Annotated in this window: 13 protein-coding genes; 6 read left to right on the top strand and 7 right to left on the bottom strand. The window is 65.5% G+C overall.

Annotated elements, in window-relative coordinates; translation table 11 throughout:
* Window positions 1-4 precede the first annotated feature (4 nt).
* Entirely contained in the window at window positions 5-895 is an 891-nt protein-coding gene (locus AC1DSJ_RS06815; RefSeq protein WP_054422231.1) for a DMT family transporter, read from the bottom strand.
* Entirely contained in the window at window positions 886-1,614 is a 729-nt protein-coding gene (locus AC1DSJ_RS06810) for a GNAT family N-acetyltransferase (protein WP_441371164.1), read from the bottom strand. Before AC1DSJ_RS06810 ends, AC1DSJ_RS06815 begins: the two co-directional genes overlap by 10 nt.
* 123 nt (window positions 1,615-1,737) lie before the next feature.
* Here AC1DSJ_RS06810 and pdxR point away from each other — a divergent pair, with 123 nt between their 5' ends.
* Window positions 1,738-3,438, top strand: coding sequence for a MocR-like pyridoxine biosynthesis transcription factor PdxR (gene pdxR, locus AC1DSJ_RS06805; RefSeq protein ID WP_441371163.1), 1,701 nt, complete (start codon window positions 1,738-1,740; stop codon window positions 3,436-3,438).
* A 129-nt stretch (window positions 3,439-3,567) separates the two neighbouring features.
* On the opposite strand, the gene AC1DSJ_RS06800 is transcribed toward pdxR, so the two are convergent.
* Both AC1DSJ_RS06800 and AC1DSJ_RS06795 read right to left on the bottom strand, forming a co-directional pair.
* Window positions 3,568-3,864 carry a hypothetical protein gene (locus AC1DSJ_RS06800; protein WP_054422233.1) on the bottom strand — a complete coding sequence of 99 codons (297 nt, stop codon included), beginning with the start codon at window positions 3,862-3,864 and terminating at the stop codon, window positions 3,568-3,570.
* Window positions 3,864-4,496, bottom strand: coding sequence for a LysE family translocator (locus AC1DSJ_RS06795; RefSeq protein ID WP_054422234.1), 633 nt, complete (start codon window positions 4,494-4,496; stop codon window positions 3,864-3,866). Before AC1DSJ_RS06795 ends, AC1DSJ_RS06800 begins: the two co-directional genes overlap by 1 nt.
* 228 nt (window positions 4,497-4,724) lie before the next feature.
* Here AC1DSJ_RS06795 and AC1DSJ_RS06790 point away from each other — a divergent pair, with 228 nt between their 5' ends.
* On the top strand, window positions 4,725-5,546 hold the full coding sequence (locus AC1DSJ_RS06790; protein ID WP_054422458.1) for a DUF72 domain-containing protein: 822 nt from the start codon (window positions 4,725-4,727) through the stop codon (window positions 5,544-5,546).
* 156 nt (window positions 5,547-5,702) lie between these two features.
* Here AC1DSJ_RS06790 and gorA read toward each other — a convergent pair whose 3' ends face one another.
* Window positions 5,703-7,061: a glutathione-disulfide reductase gene (gorA, locus tag AC1DSJ_RS06785; protein ID WP_441371162.1), complete on the bottom strand. Its 1,359-nt coding sequence runs from the start codon at window positions 7,059-7,061 to the stop codon at window positions 5,703-5,705.
* Window positions 7,062-7,235: 174 nt separating this feature from the next.
* On the opposite strand from gorA, the gene AC1DSJ_RS06780 reads away from it, so the two are divergent.
* Window positions 7,236-7,859, top strand: a complete 624-nt coding sequence (locus tag AC1DSJ_RS06780; RefSeq protein ID WP_175169896.1) for a LysE family translocator — start codon at window positions 7,236-7,238, stop codon at window positions 7,857-7,859.
* A 156-nt stretch (window positions 7,860-8,015) separates the two neighbouring features.
* On the opposite strand, the gene aceE is transcribed toward AC1DSJ_RS06780, so the two are convergent.
* Entirely contained in the window at window positions 8,016-10,709 is a 2,694-nt protein-coding gene (gene aceE, locus AC1DSJ_RS06775) for a pyruvate dehydrogenase (acetyl-transferring), homodimeric type (RefSeq protein ID WP_441371161.1), read from the bottom strand.
* 218 nt (window positions 10,710-10,927) lie between these two features.
* Here aceE and AC1DSJ_RS06770 point away from each other — a divergent pair, with 218 nt between their 5' ends.
* Window positions 10,928-11,386 (top strand): MarR family winged helix-turn-helix transcriptional regulator, encoded by a 459-nt coding sequence (locus AC1DSJ_RS06770; RefSeq protein ID WP_054422237.1) that lies wholly within the window; start codon window positions 10,928-10,930, stop codon window positions 11,384-11,386.
* A 16-nt stretch (window positions 11,387-11,402) separates the two neighbouring features.
* Complete coding sequence (locus AC1DSJ_RS06765) at window positions 11,403-12,146, top strand: aspartate/glutamate racemase family protein (protein ID WP_175169893.1); 744 nt, start codon at window positions 11,403-11,405, stop codon at window positions 12,144-12,146.
* Here AC1DSJ_RS06765 and AC1DSJ_RS06760 read toward each other — a convergent pair.
* A complete protein-coding gene (locus AC1DSJ_RS06760) occupies window positions 12,143-12,853 on the bottom strand; it encodes a Crp/Fnr family transcriptional regulator (RefSeq protein ID WP_175169892.1) in 711 nt (236 codons plus the stop codon). The genes AC1DSJ_RS06765 and AC1DSJ_RS06760 overlap by 4 nt on opposite strands.
* Before the next feature lie 168 nt (window positions 12,854-13,021).
* Here AC1DSJ_RS06760 and AC1DSJ_RS06755 point away from each other — a divergent pair, with 168 nt between their 5' ends.
* Window positions 13,022-14,749 carry an acyl-CoA synthetase gene (locus AC1DSJ_RS06755; protein ID WP_441371160.1) on the top strand — a complete coding sequence of 576 codons (1,728 nt, stop codon included), beginning with the start codon at window positions 13,022-13,024 and terminating at the stop codon, window positions 14,747-14,749.
* Window positions 14,750-14,777: the final 28 nt, after the last annotated feature.

The raw sequence follows: 14,777 nt of genomic DNA, 5'->3' as shown, positions 1-14,777 counted from the left end.
CACCTCAGGCGCGTTTTTGCACCGCCCCAAGGTTCAACACAATCAACGCCGCGCCGGCCAACACCAGCGCAAACCCCCACCAATCCGCTGCGCCGGGCCGGTCGCCTACCAAGGCCATCGCACCCAGCACGCCCACCACGGGCACCATCAGCGTCGTCAACGCGGCAACCGTCGCGCTGACGCGTTCGCTCAGCACGAACCACAGCCAATACGCCACCGCCGTTCCCAAGATGATGTGGAACGCCAGCGCCGCCACGACCCGTCCATTCCAGCCCTGCGTGGGAAACGATTCGCCCGCGATCAGCATGCCCGCCAGCGCGCAGGTGGCGCCCACAACCAATTGCCATGCCGTGATGACGATGCGGTTGCCCGCCACCGGCCAGCGCTTCAGATAGACGGTGCCAGCCGCCCAGCCAAATGCCGCCACCAGCGGAAACACCAGCCCCTTGGCGGCTGCCGGGTCATGTTCGCCGAAGACCGCCTGCAGCACCGGCCACGCCAGAATCGCCACGCCCATCGCGCCCAGCAGCAACGCCAGCGCGCGCCGCCGGTCCAGGCGTTCGCCCAGCACGGCCCAGGCCAGCAGTGCCGACATCATGGGCATGGTGAACGTCAGCACCGCCGCGCGCGACGTGCTGGTGCTGAGCTGCGCCCAGGCCACCGCCAGGTTGAACACCGCCACGGCAAGCACGCCGCCGACGATAATGCCGGGCCACGACGCGCGGGGTGGCAACAAGGCCACCCGCTTCGCGCCCGCCAGCAACAACAGCAGCACGGCGCCGCTGCCCAGGCCCAGCAGCCGCAACGTAAACGGCGGGAAGATCGACAGGATGATCTTCACCGCCGGCCAGTTCAGCCCCCAGAACAGGGCGAGCGCAACCGGGATCAGGCGCACGCGGCCTTTTCCTTGGCGGCCAGTTCAGCCAGACCCACGCGCTGATTGCCTTCGGCATCGAAATTCTCGGGGCTCAGCCAGCGTTGGTAGGCGGCGCGCAGCGCGGGCCATTCGGTGTCGATGATCGAAAACCACGCCGTGTCGCGGCTGCGGCCCTTGTAGACCGTGGCTTGGCGGAACACACCTTCAAACTGAAAGCCCAGCCGTGCCGCCGCCTTGCGCGACGGCGCGTTCAGACTGTCGCATTTCCATTCGTAGCGGCGGTAGCCCAGTTCATCGAACGCGCGCTGCATCAGCAAAAATTGCGCTTCGGTGGCGATGCGGGTGCGCTTGAGCTGGCGCGAAAATGACACGAAGCCGACTTCGATGACACCGTTGGCCGGGTCAATGCGCATCAGCGCCAGCGTGCCAATGGCGCGCCCGGTTTCCAGATCGATGATGGCGTGGTGCAGCGGGTCGTTGCCCGCTTGAGCGGACTCGGCGAACGCGCGGTACGCGGCCTCGTCGGCAAAGGGGCCGACGCCCATGTAAGTCCAGTCGCTATCGTCCGGCGCCTGGCTGAACGCTTGGTACAAGTCAGCCGCGTGGCGCTCGGCGGACAAGGGTTCCAGCCGGCAATACCGGCCCACGGCGGGGGTCAGCGGCGGACGCGCGCGCGGGGTCCAGCCGGGTAGATCGGGGCCAATCGGTTGTTGAAATGCATTGACGCGGGGTTGCATGCGACGGAGCCTCATCCTGGTTAGCGCGCGCCGCCGGCCGTGGCGGACGCAACACGCATGGCCTCACGATATCGGAATCGTGGCATCATAAAAAGCACCACGACGACTGAATTTAATAGGGCCATGACACCCTCACCCCCGGGCCATCCTGCCGACCCTGCTGCGCTTGCGAGCCCACTGCGGTCCAGCCCCCTGCTTTCCAGCCCATTGCAGCGCGGCCCCGGCGCGCCGCCACGCCAGCGCCAGTTGATCCAGCGGCTCAAGCAGGCCATCCTGGCCGGCCAATTGCCTGCGGGCGGCAAGCTGCCCTCGTCCCGCGCGCTATCCGAAGACCTGGAGATTTCCCGCAACACCGTGCTGATTGCCTACGAGCAGTTGACGGCCGAAGGCTACGTCATCGCCGACCGGCAAGGAACACGGGTTGCGGCGTTGTCGGCCGCGCCCTTGTCGGCCGCAGCGGTGACGACCGGCGCGGTGTCGACCGCCGCGTTGTCCACCGCGGCGTTGTCCACCCCCTCGGTATCGACCGCCGCGGTGACGACCGCCGCGGTATCGACCGCCGCGGTATCGACCGCCGCGTTGTCCGCCGCCCGCGAACCCGCGGGTCGTGCCGCCCGCGCCGCCCGCACGCCCGACTCCTCATCGCCGCCAGCCGCGAACGCGCTGGCGACCGCCACCCGGCTGTCCCGCATCGTCTCCACGCGTTCACCCGTTGACAGTTCCCTGCCGATGACGCCCGGCACGCCCGCGCTGACCCAGTTTCCCATCAACGCGTGGCGCCGCGCGCAAGACCGCGCCCTGCAAGCCGCACCCGCAGCCACCTTGGGCTACGGCCATCCCATCGGCGAACCCGCCTTGCGCGAAGCCATCGCCCAATACCTGCGCGTGTCGCGCGGCGTGCATTGCGATGCCTCGCGCATCATCATCACCGAAGGCGCGCAAGGGGCGCTGGCGCTCTGCGTGCAGTTGCTGACCAACCCGGGCGACACGGCCTGGCTCGAAGAACCCGGCTATCGGGGCGCCAAGTCCGCCTTCAATGCCGGCGACCTGAACGTGGTGGCCATGCGGGTGGATGCCGACGGCATTGCCATCCCGGCTGACGCGTGGCTGTCGAACCCGCCGCGCCTGATCCAGACCACGCCCACGCATCAATATCCGACGGGCGCGGTGCTGTCGGTGGCGCGCCGGCTGGAATTGCTGGAACGTGCGCGGCAGGCGGGCGCGTGGATTATCGAAGACGATTACGACAGCGAATTCCGCCATCAAGGCGAACCCATCGCGGCCATGCAGGGCCTGCTGCCGGACGCGCCCGTGCTGTACGTGGGCACCTTCAGCAAGACGATGTTCCCCGCTCTGCGACTGGGCTTTCTGGTGCTGCCCGAAGCCATCGCCAAGCCCGCAATGCCGTCCATCATCGAGATGCTGCGCGGCGGCCATCGGCTGGAGCAGCTGACGATGGCCGCCTTCATTGAGAACGGGCAGTTCTCACGCCACCTGGGCCGCATGCGCCGTTTGTACCGCCAGCGCCAGACGGCGCTGCGCGACGCATTGGCGGCGCACTTGGGCGTGGAGCATGAGGTATTGGGCGGGCATAGCGGGCTGCATCTGACGGTGCGTTTGCCGCCTGAATTTCCCGATCAGCGCATTGTGGACGACGCGCGCAAGCTGGGCATGAACCCCAGTTCGCTGTCGTCGTTCGCCGTGACGCCACGGCCCGAAGATAACGGCGTGGTGATCGGCTATGGCAACACCAGCGCCGACCGCTTTCCTGCCTTGATCAAGCGGCTGGGTGACGTGGCGCGTCAGGCGCGGAGAACGGCCTGAGCGCCCTTGCCAGTCGGAATCAACTCGGCCGTCGCGAACGCCGGCTGCCAGTCCGAATCGGCTCGGCCGTCGCGAACGCCAGCTGCCGGTCCTAATCGACTCGGCCGTCGCGAACGCCGGCTGCCGGTCCTAATCGACCAGCCCGCCCAGCACCAGCACGGCCAGCACGAGCCAGAACAGAAAGCCCACGATGGAGCGGCGCAGCAATGCCTTGACGGCCGCCCACAGGAACATCAGCCCCAGCACCAGCAGCACAAAGTTGAATAGCGACGGGCTCATGCCCATTGCCTTGGACAAGCCGGAATAGAAGTCGCCCAACGCGCCGCCCAGGCCGCCCAGCAACCACTTGATGCCCGCGACGATGGCGCGCAGGGCCTCGCCGAGCATGACGCCCAGCGATGCAAAGAAACCGTCTTCTTTCGGCATCAGCGGCGCGTGTCCATGATCATGCGCACGGCCAGACCGGCCAGCACGGTGCCCATCAGCCAGCGCTGAATCACCATCCACAAGGGGCGGCCCGCCAGGAAACCGGCGATGGAGCCGGCGGTGATGGCGATAACGGCATTCACCGACAGGCTGACGGCAACCTGCGTCATGCCCAGCACAAGCGACTGCGTGAAGACGCTGCCATGATCAGGCTGAATGAATTGCGGCAGCAACGACACATACATGACGGCGATCTTCGGGTTCAGCAGATTGGTCACCAGCCCCATCGTGAACAACGTGCGCGGGCTGCTCTTGGGCAGTTCGCGCACTTGGAACGGCGAGCGGCCGCCGGGCCGGATCGCCTGCCACGCCATGTACAGCAGATACAGCGCGCCGCCGATACGCAGCGCGTCATAGGCCACCGGCACGGTCAGCAGCAGCGCCGTGATGCCGAACGCCGCGCAACACACATAGAAGATGAAGCCAACCGCCACGCCCCCCAGGGAAATCAAGCCAGCCTGCGGGCCTTGCGAGATGGAACGGGACACCAGGTAAATCATGTTGGGCCCGGGGGTGAGCACCATGCCCAGCGCAACCAGGGCGAACGTCAGCAGATGAGTCAGATCGGGCATGATGAGCCGGCGCGCGCCGGGCGATATCGGAAGAGATTCGCACACGTTATCGCAAAACTGTATCGAAACAGGTGTTTTTTTGTGCACGGCGGCAACGGCCAACGGTCCGTATCACCGCTACGACAAACCCCGGATCAAGCGGTGCGAATCCCGCGGCGTGGGCTTTACGCCCGCCTCTGCACAGGAATACAGTGAACCGGTTCGTTCGTCTGCATGGAGCGCCTGGACATGCCGCATCGTCATCGGCCCAACGTTTCCCCCATCATCCGCGTCGGCATCGGCGGCTGGACGTTTGCCCCCTGGCGCGGCCCGTTCTATCCCGAAGGCCTGCCCCACGCTCGGGAGCTGGAATACGCCAGCCAGCAGCTCAGCGCCATCGAAATCAATGGCACCTACTACAGCACGCAGAAGCCGGCCACGTTCGCCAAATGGCGCGACGAAACGCCTGACGGATTCGTCTTTTCGTTGAAGGCGTCGCGCTACGCGACCAACCGCCGCGAACTGGCGGGCGCCAAAGATTCCATCCACCGCTTCGTGCATAGCGGCATCGCCGAACTCGGCCCGAAGCTGGGGCCGGTGGTGTGGCAATTTGCGCCTACCAAAACGTTCAACGCGGCCGACTTCGGCGCCTTTCTTGAGCTATTGCCAGACAAGGTCGACGGCTTGCCGCTGCGCCATGTGGTGGACGTGCGCCACGCCAGCTTTGCCTGCGAAGACTATCTGGCGCTGGCGCGAAAACACCGCGTGGCCACGGTTTACACCGACAGTGAAGACTTTCCGTCCATTGCCGACCGCACCGCCGACTTCGTCTACGCGCGCCTGATGCGGGCCAGCACCACGTTCAAGGCCGGTTACGCGCCCAAGGTGCTGGACGCCTGGGCCGACCGCCTGCGCACGTGGGCGCGAGGGGCCGATCCGGCGGATTTGCCGTGCATCGGCCAGCCGCCATCGGGTACGGCGCGGCCGCAAGACGTGTACGCGTTCTTCATCAATGGGGCAAAAGAACGCGCGCCGGCAGCGGCGCGCGCGATGATTGAACGGCTTTCGTGACGGCGGCGGCCATCATGGCCGCCGCGATTGCACCGTCGATGCTGCGGTTGATGGCGCCGCTTATTGCGCGGTGGATTGCGCCGCTTGCTGCACGGTTGATTGCGCCGCTTATTGCACGGCTGATTGCGCCGCTTATTGCACGGTGGATTACGCCACTTACTGCGCGACCGGCGTGCGCAGCGTGACGAACTCTTCAGCCGCCGTCGGGTGGATGCCGATGGTGTCGTCAAACACTTGCTTGGTGGCGCCGGCCTTCAACGCCACGGCAATGCCCTGCACGATCTCGCCTGCGTCCGGGCCGACCATGTGCACGCCCAACACGCGGTCGGTCTTGGCGTCCACGATCAGCTTCATCAGCGTCTTTTCCTGCGATTCGGTCAGCGTCAGCTTCATGGGACGGAAGCGGCTTTCGAACAGCTTGACCTCGTAGCCGGCCTCGCGCGCTTCTTCGGTTGTCATGCCCACCGTGCCGATGTTCGGCAGGCTGAACACGGCCGTCGGGATCAGCTTGTAATCGACCTTGCGGTATTCCTCGGGGCGGAACAGACGGCGGGCCACCGCCATGCCTTCGGCCAGCGCAACCGGCGTCAGCGGCACGCGGCCGATGACGTCGCCAATGGCCAGAATGGACGGTTCGGCCGTGCGGTATTCGTCATCCACGTCGATAAAGCCGTCGTCTTTCAGCTTGACGCCGGTGTTCTCCAGGCCCAGGTTGTCCAGCATCGGACGGCGGCCGGTGGCGTAGAACACGCAGTCGGTCTCGATGACGGAGCCGTCCTTCAAGGTGGCCACAAGCGACCCATCGGCCTGCTTGTCGATACGCGTCAGGTCGGTGAAGAAGCGCAAGTCGACGCCCTTCTTCACGAGCTCGTCGCGCAGGTGTTCGCGCACGCCCTGGTCAAAGCCGCGCAGGAACAGCGGGCCGCGATAAGCCTGCACGACGTCCGCGCCCAAGCCATTGAAAATAGAAGCAAATTCCACGGCGATGTAGCCGCCGCCCACCACCAGCACGCGGCGCGGCAGCGCCTTCAGGAAGAAGGCCTCGTTGGACGTGATGGCGAGTTCCTTGCCGGGGATATCGGGCACCTGCGGCCAGCCGCCAGTTGCCACCAGGATGTTGGCGGCCGTGTGGCGTTGGCCATTGATCTCGACCGTGTGCGGGTCGACGATGCGGGCGTGGCCTTCCAGCAGCGTCACGCCGCTATTGACCAGCAAGTTGCGGTAAATGCCGTTAAGACGTTCGATTTCGCGATTCTTGTTGGCGATCAGCGTGGGCCAATCGAACGACGGCTTGCCCGTCGTCCAGCCAAAACCGTGGGCCTGTTCGAAGTCTTCGCTGTAATGGGCGCCGTAGACCAGCAGCTTCTTGGGCACGCAACCCACGTTGACGCAGGTGCCGCCCAGGTAACGGCTTTCCGCCACGGCCACGCGGGCGCCAAAGCCTGCCGCAAAGCGGGCCGCGCGCACGCCGCCCGAGCCCGCGCCGATTACAAACAGATCAAAATCGAATGCCATGTTGTTTCCTTCGCGTGCGCCTTGCGGGCCCGCGTTCACTGTCCGGGAAAACCGTATTTAACACTACCCGGCGTGGCGGATTGGTCACGCCGGGCATTCCCAAGGTATGACGATTGGCCTACAGTCGTTGCCACGGTGGCATCACGCCGCCCCAATCACCGGAGCGTTTCACTCATGTCGCTTGAAACCTGGCTGGCCTTTTTAGGCGCGTCGGCCCTGCTTGTGATGTTGCCTGGCCCCACCATCCTTACCGTCATCAGCTATTCCATTACCCATGGCAAACGCGCCCGCCTGCCGCTGGTGCTGGCCGTGGCGCTGGGGGATTCCACTGCGCTTGTGCTGTCGCTGCTGGGCCTGGGCGCACTGCTGGCGGCGTCCGCGTTCTGGTTCACGGTCGTGAAAACCGTGGGCGGTCTGTATCTGCTGTACCTGGGCTTCAAGCTGCTGCGCGCGGGCGTGGCCCCCGCCACCCTGCCCAAGACGGAAGCCGTGGGCTCGCGCTGGAAGCTGTTCGCCAACACCTATCTGGTGACGGCGCTGAACCCCAAGGGCATGATTTTCTTCGTGGCCTTCCTGCCGCAGTTCATCGACCCGGCAGGCGACGTGACGCGCCAGCTCTGGATGCTGTCGGCCACGTTTGTCGCCTGCGCGGGGATCAACGCCGCGGCCTATGCGGTGTTTGCCGGATCGGCCCGCCGCTTGCTGTCGTCGCCCCGCGCGCAGCGTGGCTTCAACCTGGGCGGCGGCGCCATGCTGTCAGCCGCCGGCGTCTGGGCGATGCTGGCGCGGCGGGTGTAGAAGGCGAACCGCGGACGGCGCGGCGGGCAGCGCATCGCCGCACGGCTGCATTGCTGCACGACTGCATTGCTGCACTGCTGCATTGCGGCACTGCTGCACTGCTGCACTGCTGCACCGCACTGCACCGCCGCACGGCGGCAGTGCACTGCCCTCTCGTTACGGCAGCGCCGCCGACACCGCTTCAGGGTCGATCCCGTAACGGGTGATGGCTTCGGCGGCGCGAGTCCGGTCGATCAAGCCGTCATCCGCCAGCGCCTTCAAGGCCGCCAGTGCGATGTGGTGGCGGTCTACCTCGAAGAACGCGCGCAGCGCCTGCCGCGTGTCTGACCGGCCGAAACCGTCGGTACCCAAGGTCACATACCGCCGCCCGGCCATGAACGGGCGAATCTGTTCAGGCACCGTCTTCATATAGTCGGTGGCGGCCACCACCGGCCCGCTGCTGGCTGACAACGCGGTTTCGGCGTAACCGCGCCGCGCGTCTTCCAGCGGATGCAGACGGTTCCAGCGTTCGGCTTCCTGCCCGTCACGGCCCAGCTCCGAATAGCTGGTCACGCTCCAGACGTCGGCGGCCACGCCAAAATCCTGTTGCAGCAAATCGGCCGCGGCCAGGGTCTCGCGCAGAATCGCGCCGCTGCCCAACAGTTGCACCCGCAGCGTGCCCGGCGCGCCTTCGCGCAAACGGTACATGCCTTGCAGGATGCCGTCCTGCGCGCCTTCCGGCATGGGCGGGTGCGCGGTCTTTTCGTTGATCAGCGTCAGGTAGTAGAAGACGTCTTCCTGCTCCTGATACATGCGGCGCATGCCGTCCTGCACGATCACGGCAATTTCATAGGCGTAGGCCGGGTCATACGCGCGGCACGACGGAATGACCGAGGCCAGCACCTGGCTGTGGCCGTCGTCATGCTGCAAGCCTTCGCCTTCCAGCGTGGTCCGCCCCGACGTTGCGCCTAACAGGAACCCGCGTGCGCGGATGTCGCCTGCGGCCCAGGCCAGGTCACCCACGCGCTGGAAACCGAACATCGAATAGAAGATGTAGAACGGAATCGTGGCCACGCCATGGGTGCTGTGCGCGGTGGCGGCGGCAATCCATGACGACATCGCGCCCGACTCATTGATGCCTTCTTGCAGGATCTGCCCTTTGCGGTCTTCGCGATAGACGCTTAGCTGGTCCGCGTCCTGTGGCGTATACAGCTGGCCCACATGCGAATAAATACCCACCTGGCGGAACATGCCGTCCATGCCGAACGTGCGCGACTCATCCGGCACGATGGGCACCACGCGCTGGCCAATCACGGCGTCTTTGAGCAGTTGCGCCAAAACCCGCACGAACGCCATCGTGCTTGAAAACTCGCGGCCGTCGCTGCCTTTCAGGTGCGATGCAAACGCGTCCAGCGACGGCGTGACCAAGGGGCCGGGGCCCGCCGCGCGGCGCGGCAAATGGCCGCCCGCCCGCGCGATGGCTGCATCGAAGTAGGCCTGTTCGGCGCTGCCCGGCGCAGGCTTGATGTAAGGAATCTGTTCCAGTTGGTCGTCAGGCACGGCAATCGAAAAACGATCGCGAAACGCGCGCACGGCCGGGTCGGCCATTTTCTTTTGCTGGTGGTTGGTATTGGCGGCCTCGCCCGCCGCGCCCATGCCGTAGCCCTTGACCGTCTTGGCCAGAATGACCGTAGGCTGGCCGCGATGCGCCACTGCCGAGGCATAGGCCGCGTAAACCTTGGCCGGGTCGTGCCCGCCGCGGTTCAACGCGCCGATCTCGTCGTCGGACAGATGCGCCACCCGTTCGCGCAGCACCGGGTCGGCGCCAAAGAAATGCTCGCGCACATAAGCGCCGCCGCGTGCCTTGAACACTTGGTATTCGCCGTCCACGCACTGCATCATCCGGCGGCGCAAGCGGCCGTCGTGGTCTTGGGCAAGCAACGCATCCCAGCCCGCGCCCCAGATCACCTTGATGACGTTCCAGCCCGCCCCGCGGTACACGCTTTCCAGTTCCTGGATGATCTTGGCGTTGCCGCGCACCGGCCCATCCAGCCGTTGCAGATTGCAGTTGACGACGAAGATCAGATTGTCGAGCTTCTCGCGGCCAGCCATGGCCACCGCCGCCAGCGTTTCAGGCTGATCCTGTTCACCGTCACCCAGAAAGCCCCATACCTTTCGGCCCTGTGCAGGGATCAGTTCGCGGTCTTCCAGATAGCGCATGTAGCGCGCCTGATACGCCGCCATCAACGGCCCCAGCCCCATCGACACCGTCGGAAACTGCCAGAACGACGGCATGGTGCGCGGATGCGGATACGAGGCCAGCCCGCCCCCGCCGATCTCGCGCCGGAAGCGGTCAAGCTCGGCTTCCGAGATGCGGCCTTCCAGGTAGGCGCGGGCATAGATGCCGGGCGCCGAATGGCCCTGGATGTAGAGCATGTCGCCCAGAAATTCCGGCGTCGCGGCGCGGAAAAAATGGCGGTAGCCGGTTTCGTACAGCGTGGTGGCCGATGCGTAGGTGGCGATGTGCCCGCCCACGCCCGAGGTCTTGCCGGCCCGCAGCACCATGGCCATGGCGTTCCAGCGCAGGTAGGCGTCCAGGCGCAGCTCGATGCCCACGTCACCCGGGAACGCGCCCTGCGCGGCCGGGGCAATGGAGTTCACGTAGGGCGTGACGCCGGGCGCGGCATAGCGCCCGTTGGCGGCGCGGTCCTGATTGATCAGTTGATCCAGCAGATAGTGCGTGCGCGGCAGGCCTTCATGCGCCAGCACGGCCTGCATGGCTTCCAGCCATTCCTGGGTTTCCTGCGGGTCGGCGTCAATCGGGTCAGCGGCTATCGGGTCAGCGTCAATCGGGTCGAGCGGGGTATCCATGGGCGTCCTCCTTCGGGTGCGTGGGCGGCGCCGGGATCAGGTCCAACGGCGCTCGCATTTCACATCGTGAATTGCAATTGCATAATGTGCAATTGCAATCGTAAAAAGGTTCTTGAACAATTGCAAGTGCAACTACTTCAGGACAAATCTGCGCGGACGGCCGAACGCCAGCCTCTTACAATCGCCGCTGCACCTCTGAATCAAAAGGAATGGATCGCATGGCCACGGGCAAGCCTGACGCGTGGAGCCTCTTTCTGACCGCGCATGCGCTGGTCGTCGAGGAAATTGAAAAGCGGCTGTCGGCCGCCGACCTGCCGCCGCTGGCCTGGTACGACGCGCTGTGGGCGCTGGAACGCGCGCCCGATGGCACGGCGCGCATGTTCGAAATGGCCGAACGCATGGTGATCGCGCGCTACAACCTGACGCGTCTGATGGACCGCATTGAAGCGGCTGGCCTGGTCGAACGCTTTCGTTCCGACGAAGACCGGCGCGCAACCTATGCGCGGCTGACGCCCAAGGGCCGCGCTCTGCGGCGCGAAATGTGGAAGGTTTACGGCCCCGCCATCGACGAGCTGTTCCTGTCGCAATTGCCCGAAGCGCAACAAGCCGCCATGGCCGAGAGCTTTCGCCACATCGCCCGCCACGTGCGGGCCAAAAGCGCACCACCCACAATGTGAACCAGGAATTCTCGCAATGACCTCCCACGCCCGCCCGCTGCATATTGGCATCGTYGCCTGCTCCGCCGAAGGCGCGGCGCTKTGYTATCGCACGCTGTGCGCGGAGGGCGCCGCGCGCATGGGGCCGCACGCGCATCCGGAAATTTCACTGCACACGCATTCACTGGCCGACTACGTGGTCTGCCTGGATCAAGGCGACCTGCCCGGCGTGGGCGCGCTGATGCTGTCGTCTGCCGGCAAGCTGGCGCGTGCCGGCGCCGATTTCCTGATTTGCCCCGACAACACCATCCATCAGGCGCTGGGCCATGTGCTGCCGGCGTCGCCGCTGCCCTGGCTGCACATCGCCGAAGCGGTGGCCGCCGACGCCGTGGCGCGCGGGTTTCGGCGCATCGGCATTCTGGGCACGCGCTGGCTGGTGGATAGCGAGGTCTACCCGGAAAAACTGGGCGCGGTGGGGCTGGAGGCTGTGCGGCCTTCGGAAGACGACCGCATCGCGATGGGCCGCATCATCATGGACGAGCTGGTCTATGGCGAGTTTAAGCCGGAGTCGGTGGCGCGGCTGCAAACCATCATCGAACACTTGCGCGATGCCGGTTGCGATGCGGTGGTGTTGGGCTGCACGGAACTGCCGCTGGTGTTGAACGACACGAATTCGGAGCTGCCCACGCTGGATTCCACCCGGCTGCTGGCGCGCGCGGCGCTCACGGCGGCCATCAACTCGGCGTTGCCCGGCGCCCACTCCTTCGCTGACTGCGGCTAAATCTGGTCCAGGCCGTATTGGCGCAGCCGGCTCAAGTCCATCACCTTGATCTGGTTGTACGCCAGCGCCAGGATGCCCAGGTCAGCCAGCAGCTGCAACGCCTGGTTGACCCGCTGGCGCGACAGGCCGGTCAGATAGCCGAGCTCTTCCTGCGAAATCGCCAGCGTCAAGTCCGTAGACGGATACAGCTGCGGGTTGAACAACTGCGCAAGCGATTGCGCCACGCGCGCATCCGCATCCAACAGCCGATGGTTCTGGATGGACGCAATGAACTCGCCCATGCGGTCATTCAATTGGCCGATGACAAAGTGCGAAAACGGCAGGCTGGCCGCCAGCAACGCGTGAAAGGTGGCGGCCGGCACCGACATCACCAGCGACGGCTGAATCGCCACCACGTCGTACTTGCGCAGCTCGCGCTTGATGACGCTGCCTTCGCCAAACCAGCCGCCCGGCGGCACGCCGGAAAATGTGCAGCTGCGTCCCGATTCGTTGTAGATCGCCAGCTTCAGCAAGCCCGTGTGCACGCCCAGCCAGTAATCAGACGGCGCATTGCGCCGCGCGATCCATGCGCCACTTCCCACGTGTTCGGCGCGCGCCGTCGCCAGCACCAGATCCTGGTGGCGGGCGTCCAGCGCGCCGAACCAGGCACAGGCCCGAAACAGGCGGGCAAGCTCCGTGGCGGAAACAGGGTTTAAAACATCGGACATGGGTGGAAACCGTGTAAAACTGGAAGATTGCGGGCTCAGACGGCGGTCTGTCATGCAGACGACAGACAGTATTTTCCGGCCGGCCCTACGCTCACGCAAGCGACGGGGATCAACCTTTTCCCCGAAATAAATAAGGGGCGCCTTGTGCGTTCCATTCGGAGACAACGCATGAGCAGTATGTTCGACCATGGCCTGGCGCGCCGCGACGCCAACTACGAAGCCTTGACGCCCGTGGATTTCATCGCGCGCGCCGCCGAGGTCTACGGCAACCGCCTGGCCGTGGTGCATGGCAACGTGCGCCGCACCTGGGGCCAGACCTATGAACGCGCCCAGCGGCTGGCTAACGCGCTGGCGCAGGCCGGCATTAAGCGCGGCGATACCGTCGCCGTCATGCTGCCCAACATTCCCGCCATGGTCGAGGCCCACTTTGGCGTGCCGATGCTGGGCGCCGTGCTCAACACCTTGAACACCCGGCTCGATACGCCCAGCGTGCTGTTCATGCTGGGCCACGGCGAAGCCCGCGCGCTGATCGTTGACACCGAATACGGCGACGTCGCGCAGCGCGCCCGCGCCGAATTCCCGCATCTGAAGATCGTGTCCGTGCACGACCTGGTGTCCGCGCCCGCCACCCTGCCTGGCGCGACCGACTACGAAGCCTTCCTGGCCGACGCGCCCGCCACGTTCGACTGGAAGCCGCCCGCTGATGAATGGGACGCCATCGCGCTGAACTACACGTCAGGCACCACAGGCGACCCGAAGGGCGTGGTCTACCACTACCGCGGCGCCTACCTGAACGCCATCAGCAACATCCTGGAATGGGACATGCCCAAGCACGCGGTCTATCTGTGGACGCTGCCCATGTTCCATTGCAATGGCTGGTGCTTCCCCTGGACGGTGGCCGCGCGCGCGGGCGTGAACGTGTGCCTGCGCAAGTTTGATCCCCAGACCGTGTTCGACCTGATCCGTGCCGAAGGCGTCACGCATTACTGCGGCGCGCCTATCGTGCAAAGCGCGCTGGCGAATGCGCCCGCCGAGATGCGCGCCGGCATCACGCATACCGTGCGCACGATGGTCGCGGGCGCCGCACCCGCGCCGGCCGTCATTGCCAAGATGCGCGACATCGGCTTCGAGCTGACGCACGTTTATGGCTTGACGGAAGTCTATGGCCCGGCCGCCGTCTGCGCCCGCCAGGAAGCGTGGGACGCGTTGGACGACGAACGACGCGCAATGCTGACCGCGCGCCAGGGCGTGCGCTATCACTTGCAGGCGGGCGTGTCGGTGCGCAACCCCGAGACCATGGAAGAAGTGCCCGCCGACGAACAGACCGTTGGCGAAGTCATGTTCCGCGGCAACATCTGCATGAAGGGCTATCTGAAGAATGACCGCGCCACCGACGATGCGTTTGCGGGCGGCTGGTTCCACACCGGTGACCTGGGCGTGATGACGGCGGACGGGTACGTGCGCATCAAAGACCGCAGCAAGGACATCATTATTTCGGGCGGTGAGAACATCTCGAGCATCGAGGTTGAAGACGCGTTGTACCGCCACCCTTCGGTTGCCGCCGTGGCGGTGGTGGCCATGCCCGACCCGAAGTGGGGCGAAACGCCGTGCGCCTTCGTCGAACTGAAGCCCGGGTTCACGGCTACCGCCGAAGAAATCATCGCGCACTGCAAGCTGCTGCTGCCGGGCTTCAAGGTCCCGCGCGCGGTGCGCTTTGGCGAACTGCCCAAGACGTCCACCGGCAAGATTCAGAAGTTTGAACTGCGCGCCGCGGTCGGCGCGACCCAGGCCATTGATGTGACCAATCCTGGCGCGAAGTCTGATGCGAAGTCCGATGCGAAGTCCGACGCCAATCCCGACGCCACCGCGGTGGCCAATCCCAAGAAAGCCGTCTGAACGCCGGCGCCAACAACCCTAATCAGGA

It is taken from the genome of Achromobacter sp. 01N37 (assembly GCF_056399725.1).
The sequence above is the reverse complement of the archived record's forward strand: the minus strand, read 5'-3'. Positions and strand labels throughout refer to the sequence as shown.

What these genes read in the sequence shown, in the direction of transcription:
- gorA (WP_441371162.1), bottom strand. Translation starts at nt 7,061, where the DNA reads ATGGCATTCGATTTTGATCTGTTTGTAATCGGCGCGGGCTCGGGCGGC.
- AC1DSJ_RS06800 (WP_054422233.1), bottom strand. Translation starts at nt 3,864, where the DNA reads ATGCCGAAAGAAGACGGTTTCTTTGCATCGCTGGGCGTCATGCTCGGC.
- AC1DSJ_RS06780 (WP_175169896.1), top strand. Translation starts at nt 7,236, where the DNA reads ATGTCGCTTGAAACCTGGCTGGCCTTTTTAGGCGCGTCGGCCCTGCTT.
- aceE (WP_441371161.1), bottom strand. Translation starts at nt 10,709, where the DNA reads ATGGATACCCCGCTCGACCCGATTGACGCTGACCCGATAGCCGCTGAC.
- AC1DSJ_RS06810 (WP_441371164.1), bottom strand. Translation starts at nt 1,614, where the DNA reads ATGCAACCCCGCGTCAATGCATTTCAACAACCGATTGGCCCCGATCTA.
- AC1DSJ_RS06770 (WP_054422237.1), top strand. Translation starts at nt 10,928, where the DNA reads ATGGCCACGGGCAAGCCTGACGCGTGGAGCCTCTTTCTGACCGCGCAT.
- AC1DSJ_RS06790 (WP_054422458.1), top strand. Translation starts at nt 4,725, where the DNA reads ATGCCGCATCGTCATCGGCCCAACGTTTCCCCCATCATCCGCGTCGGC.
- AC1DSJ_RS06760 (WP_175169892.1), bottom strand. Translation starts at nt 12,853, where the DNA reads ATGTCCGATGTTTTAAACCCTGTTTCCGCCACGGAGCTTGCCCGCCTG.
- AC1DSJ_RS06755 (WP_441371160.1), top strand. Translation starts at nt 13,022, where the DNA reads ATGAGCAGTATGTTCGACCATGGCCTGGCGCGCCGCGACGCCAACTAC.
- pdxR (WP_441371163.1), top strand. Translation starts at nt 1,738, where the DNA reads ATGACACCCTCACCCCCGGGCCATCCTGCCGACCCTGCTGCGCTTGCG.
- AC1DSJ_RS06795 (WP_054422234.1), bottom strand. Translation starts at nt 4,496, where the DNA reads ATGCCCGATCTGACTCATCTGCTGACGTTCGCCCTGGTTGCGCTGGGC.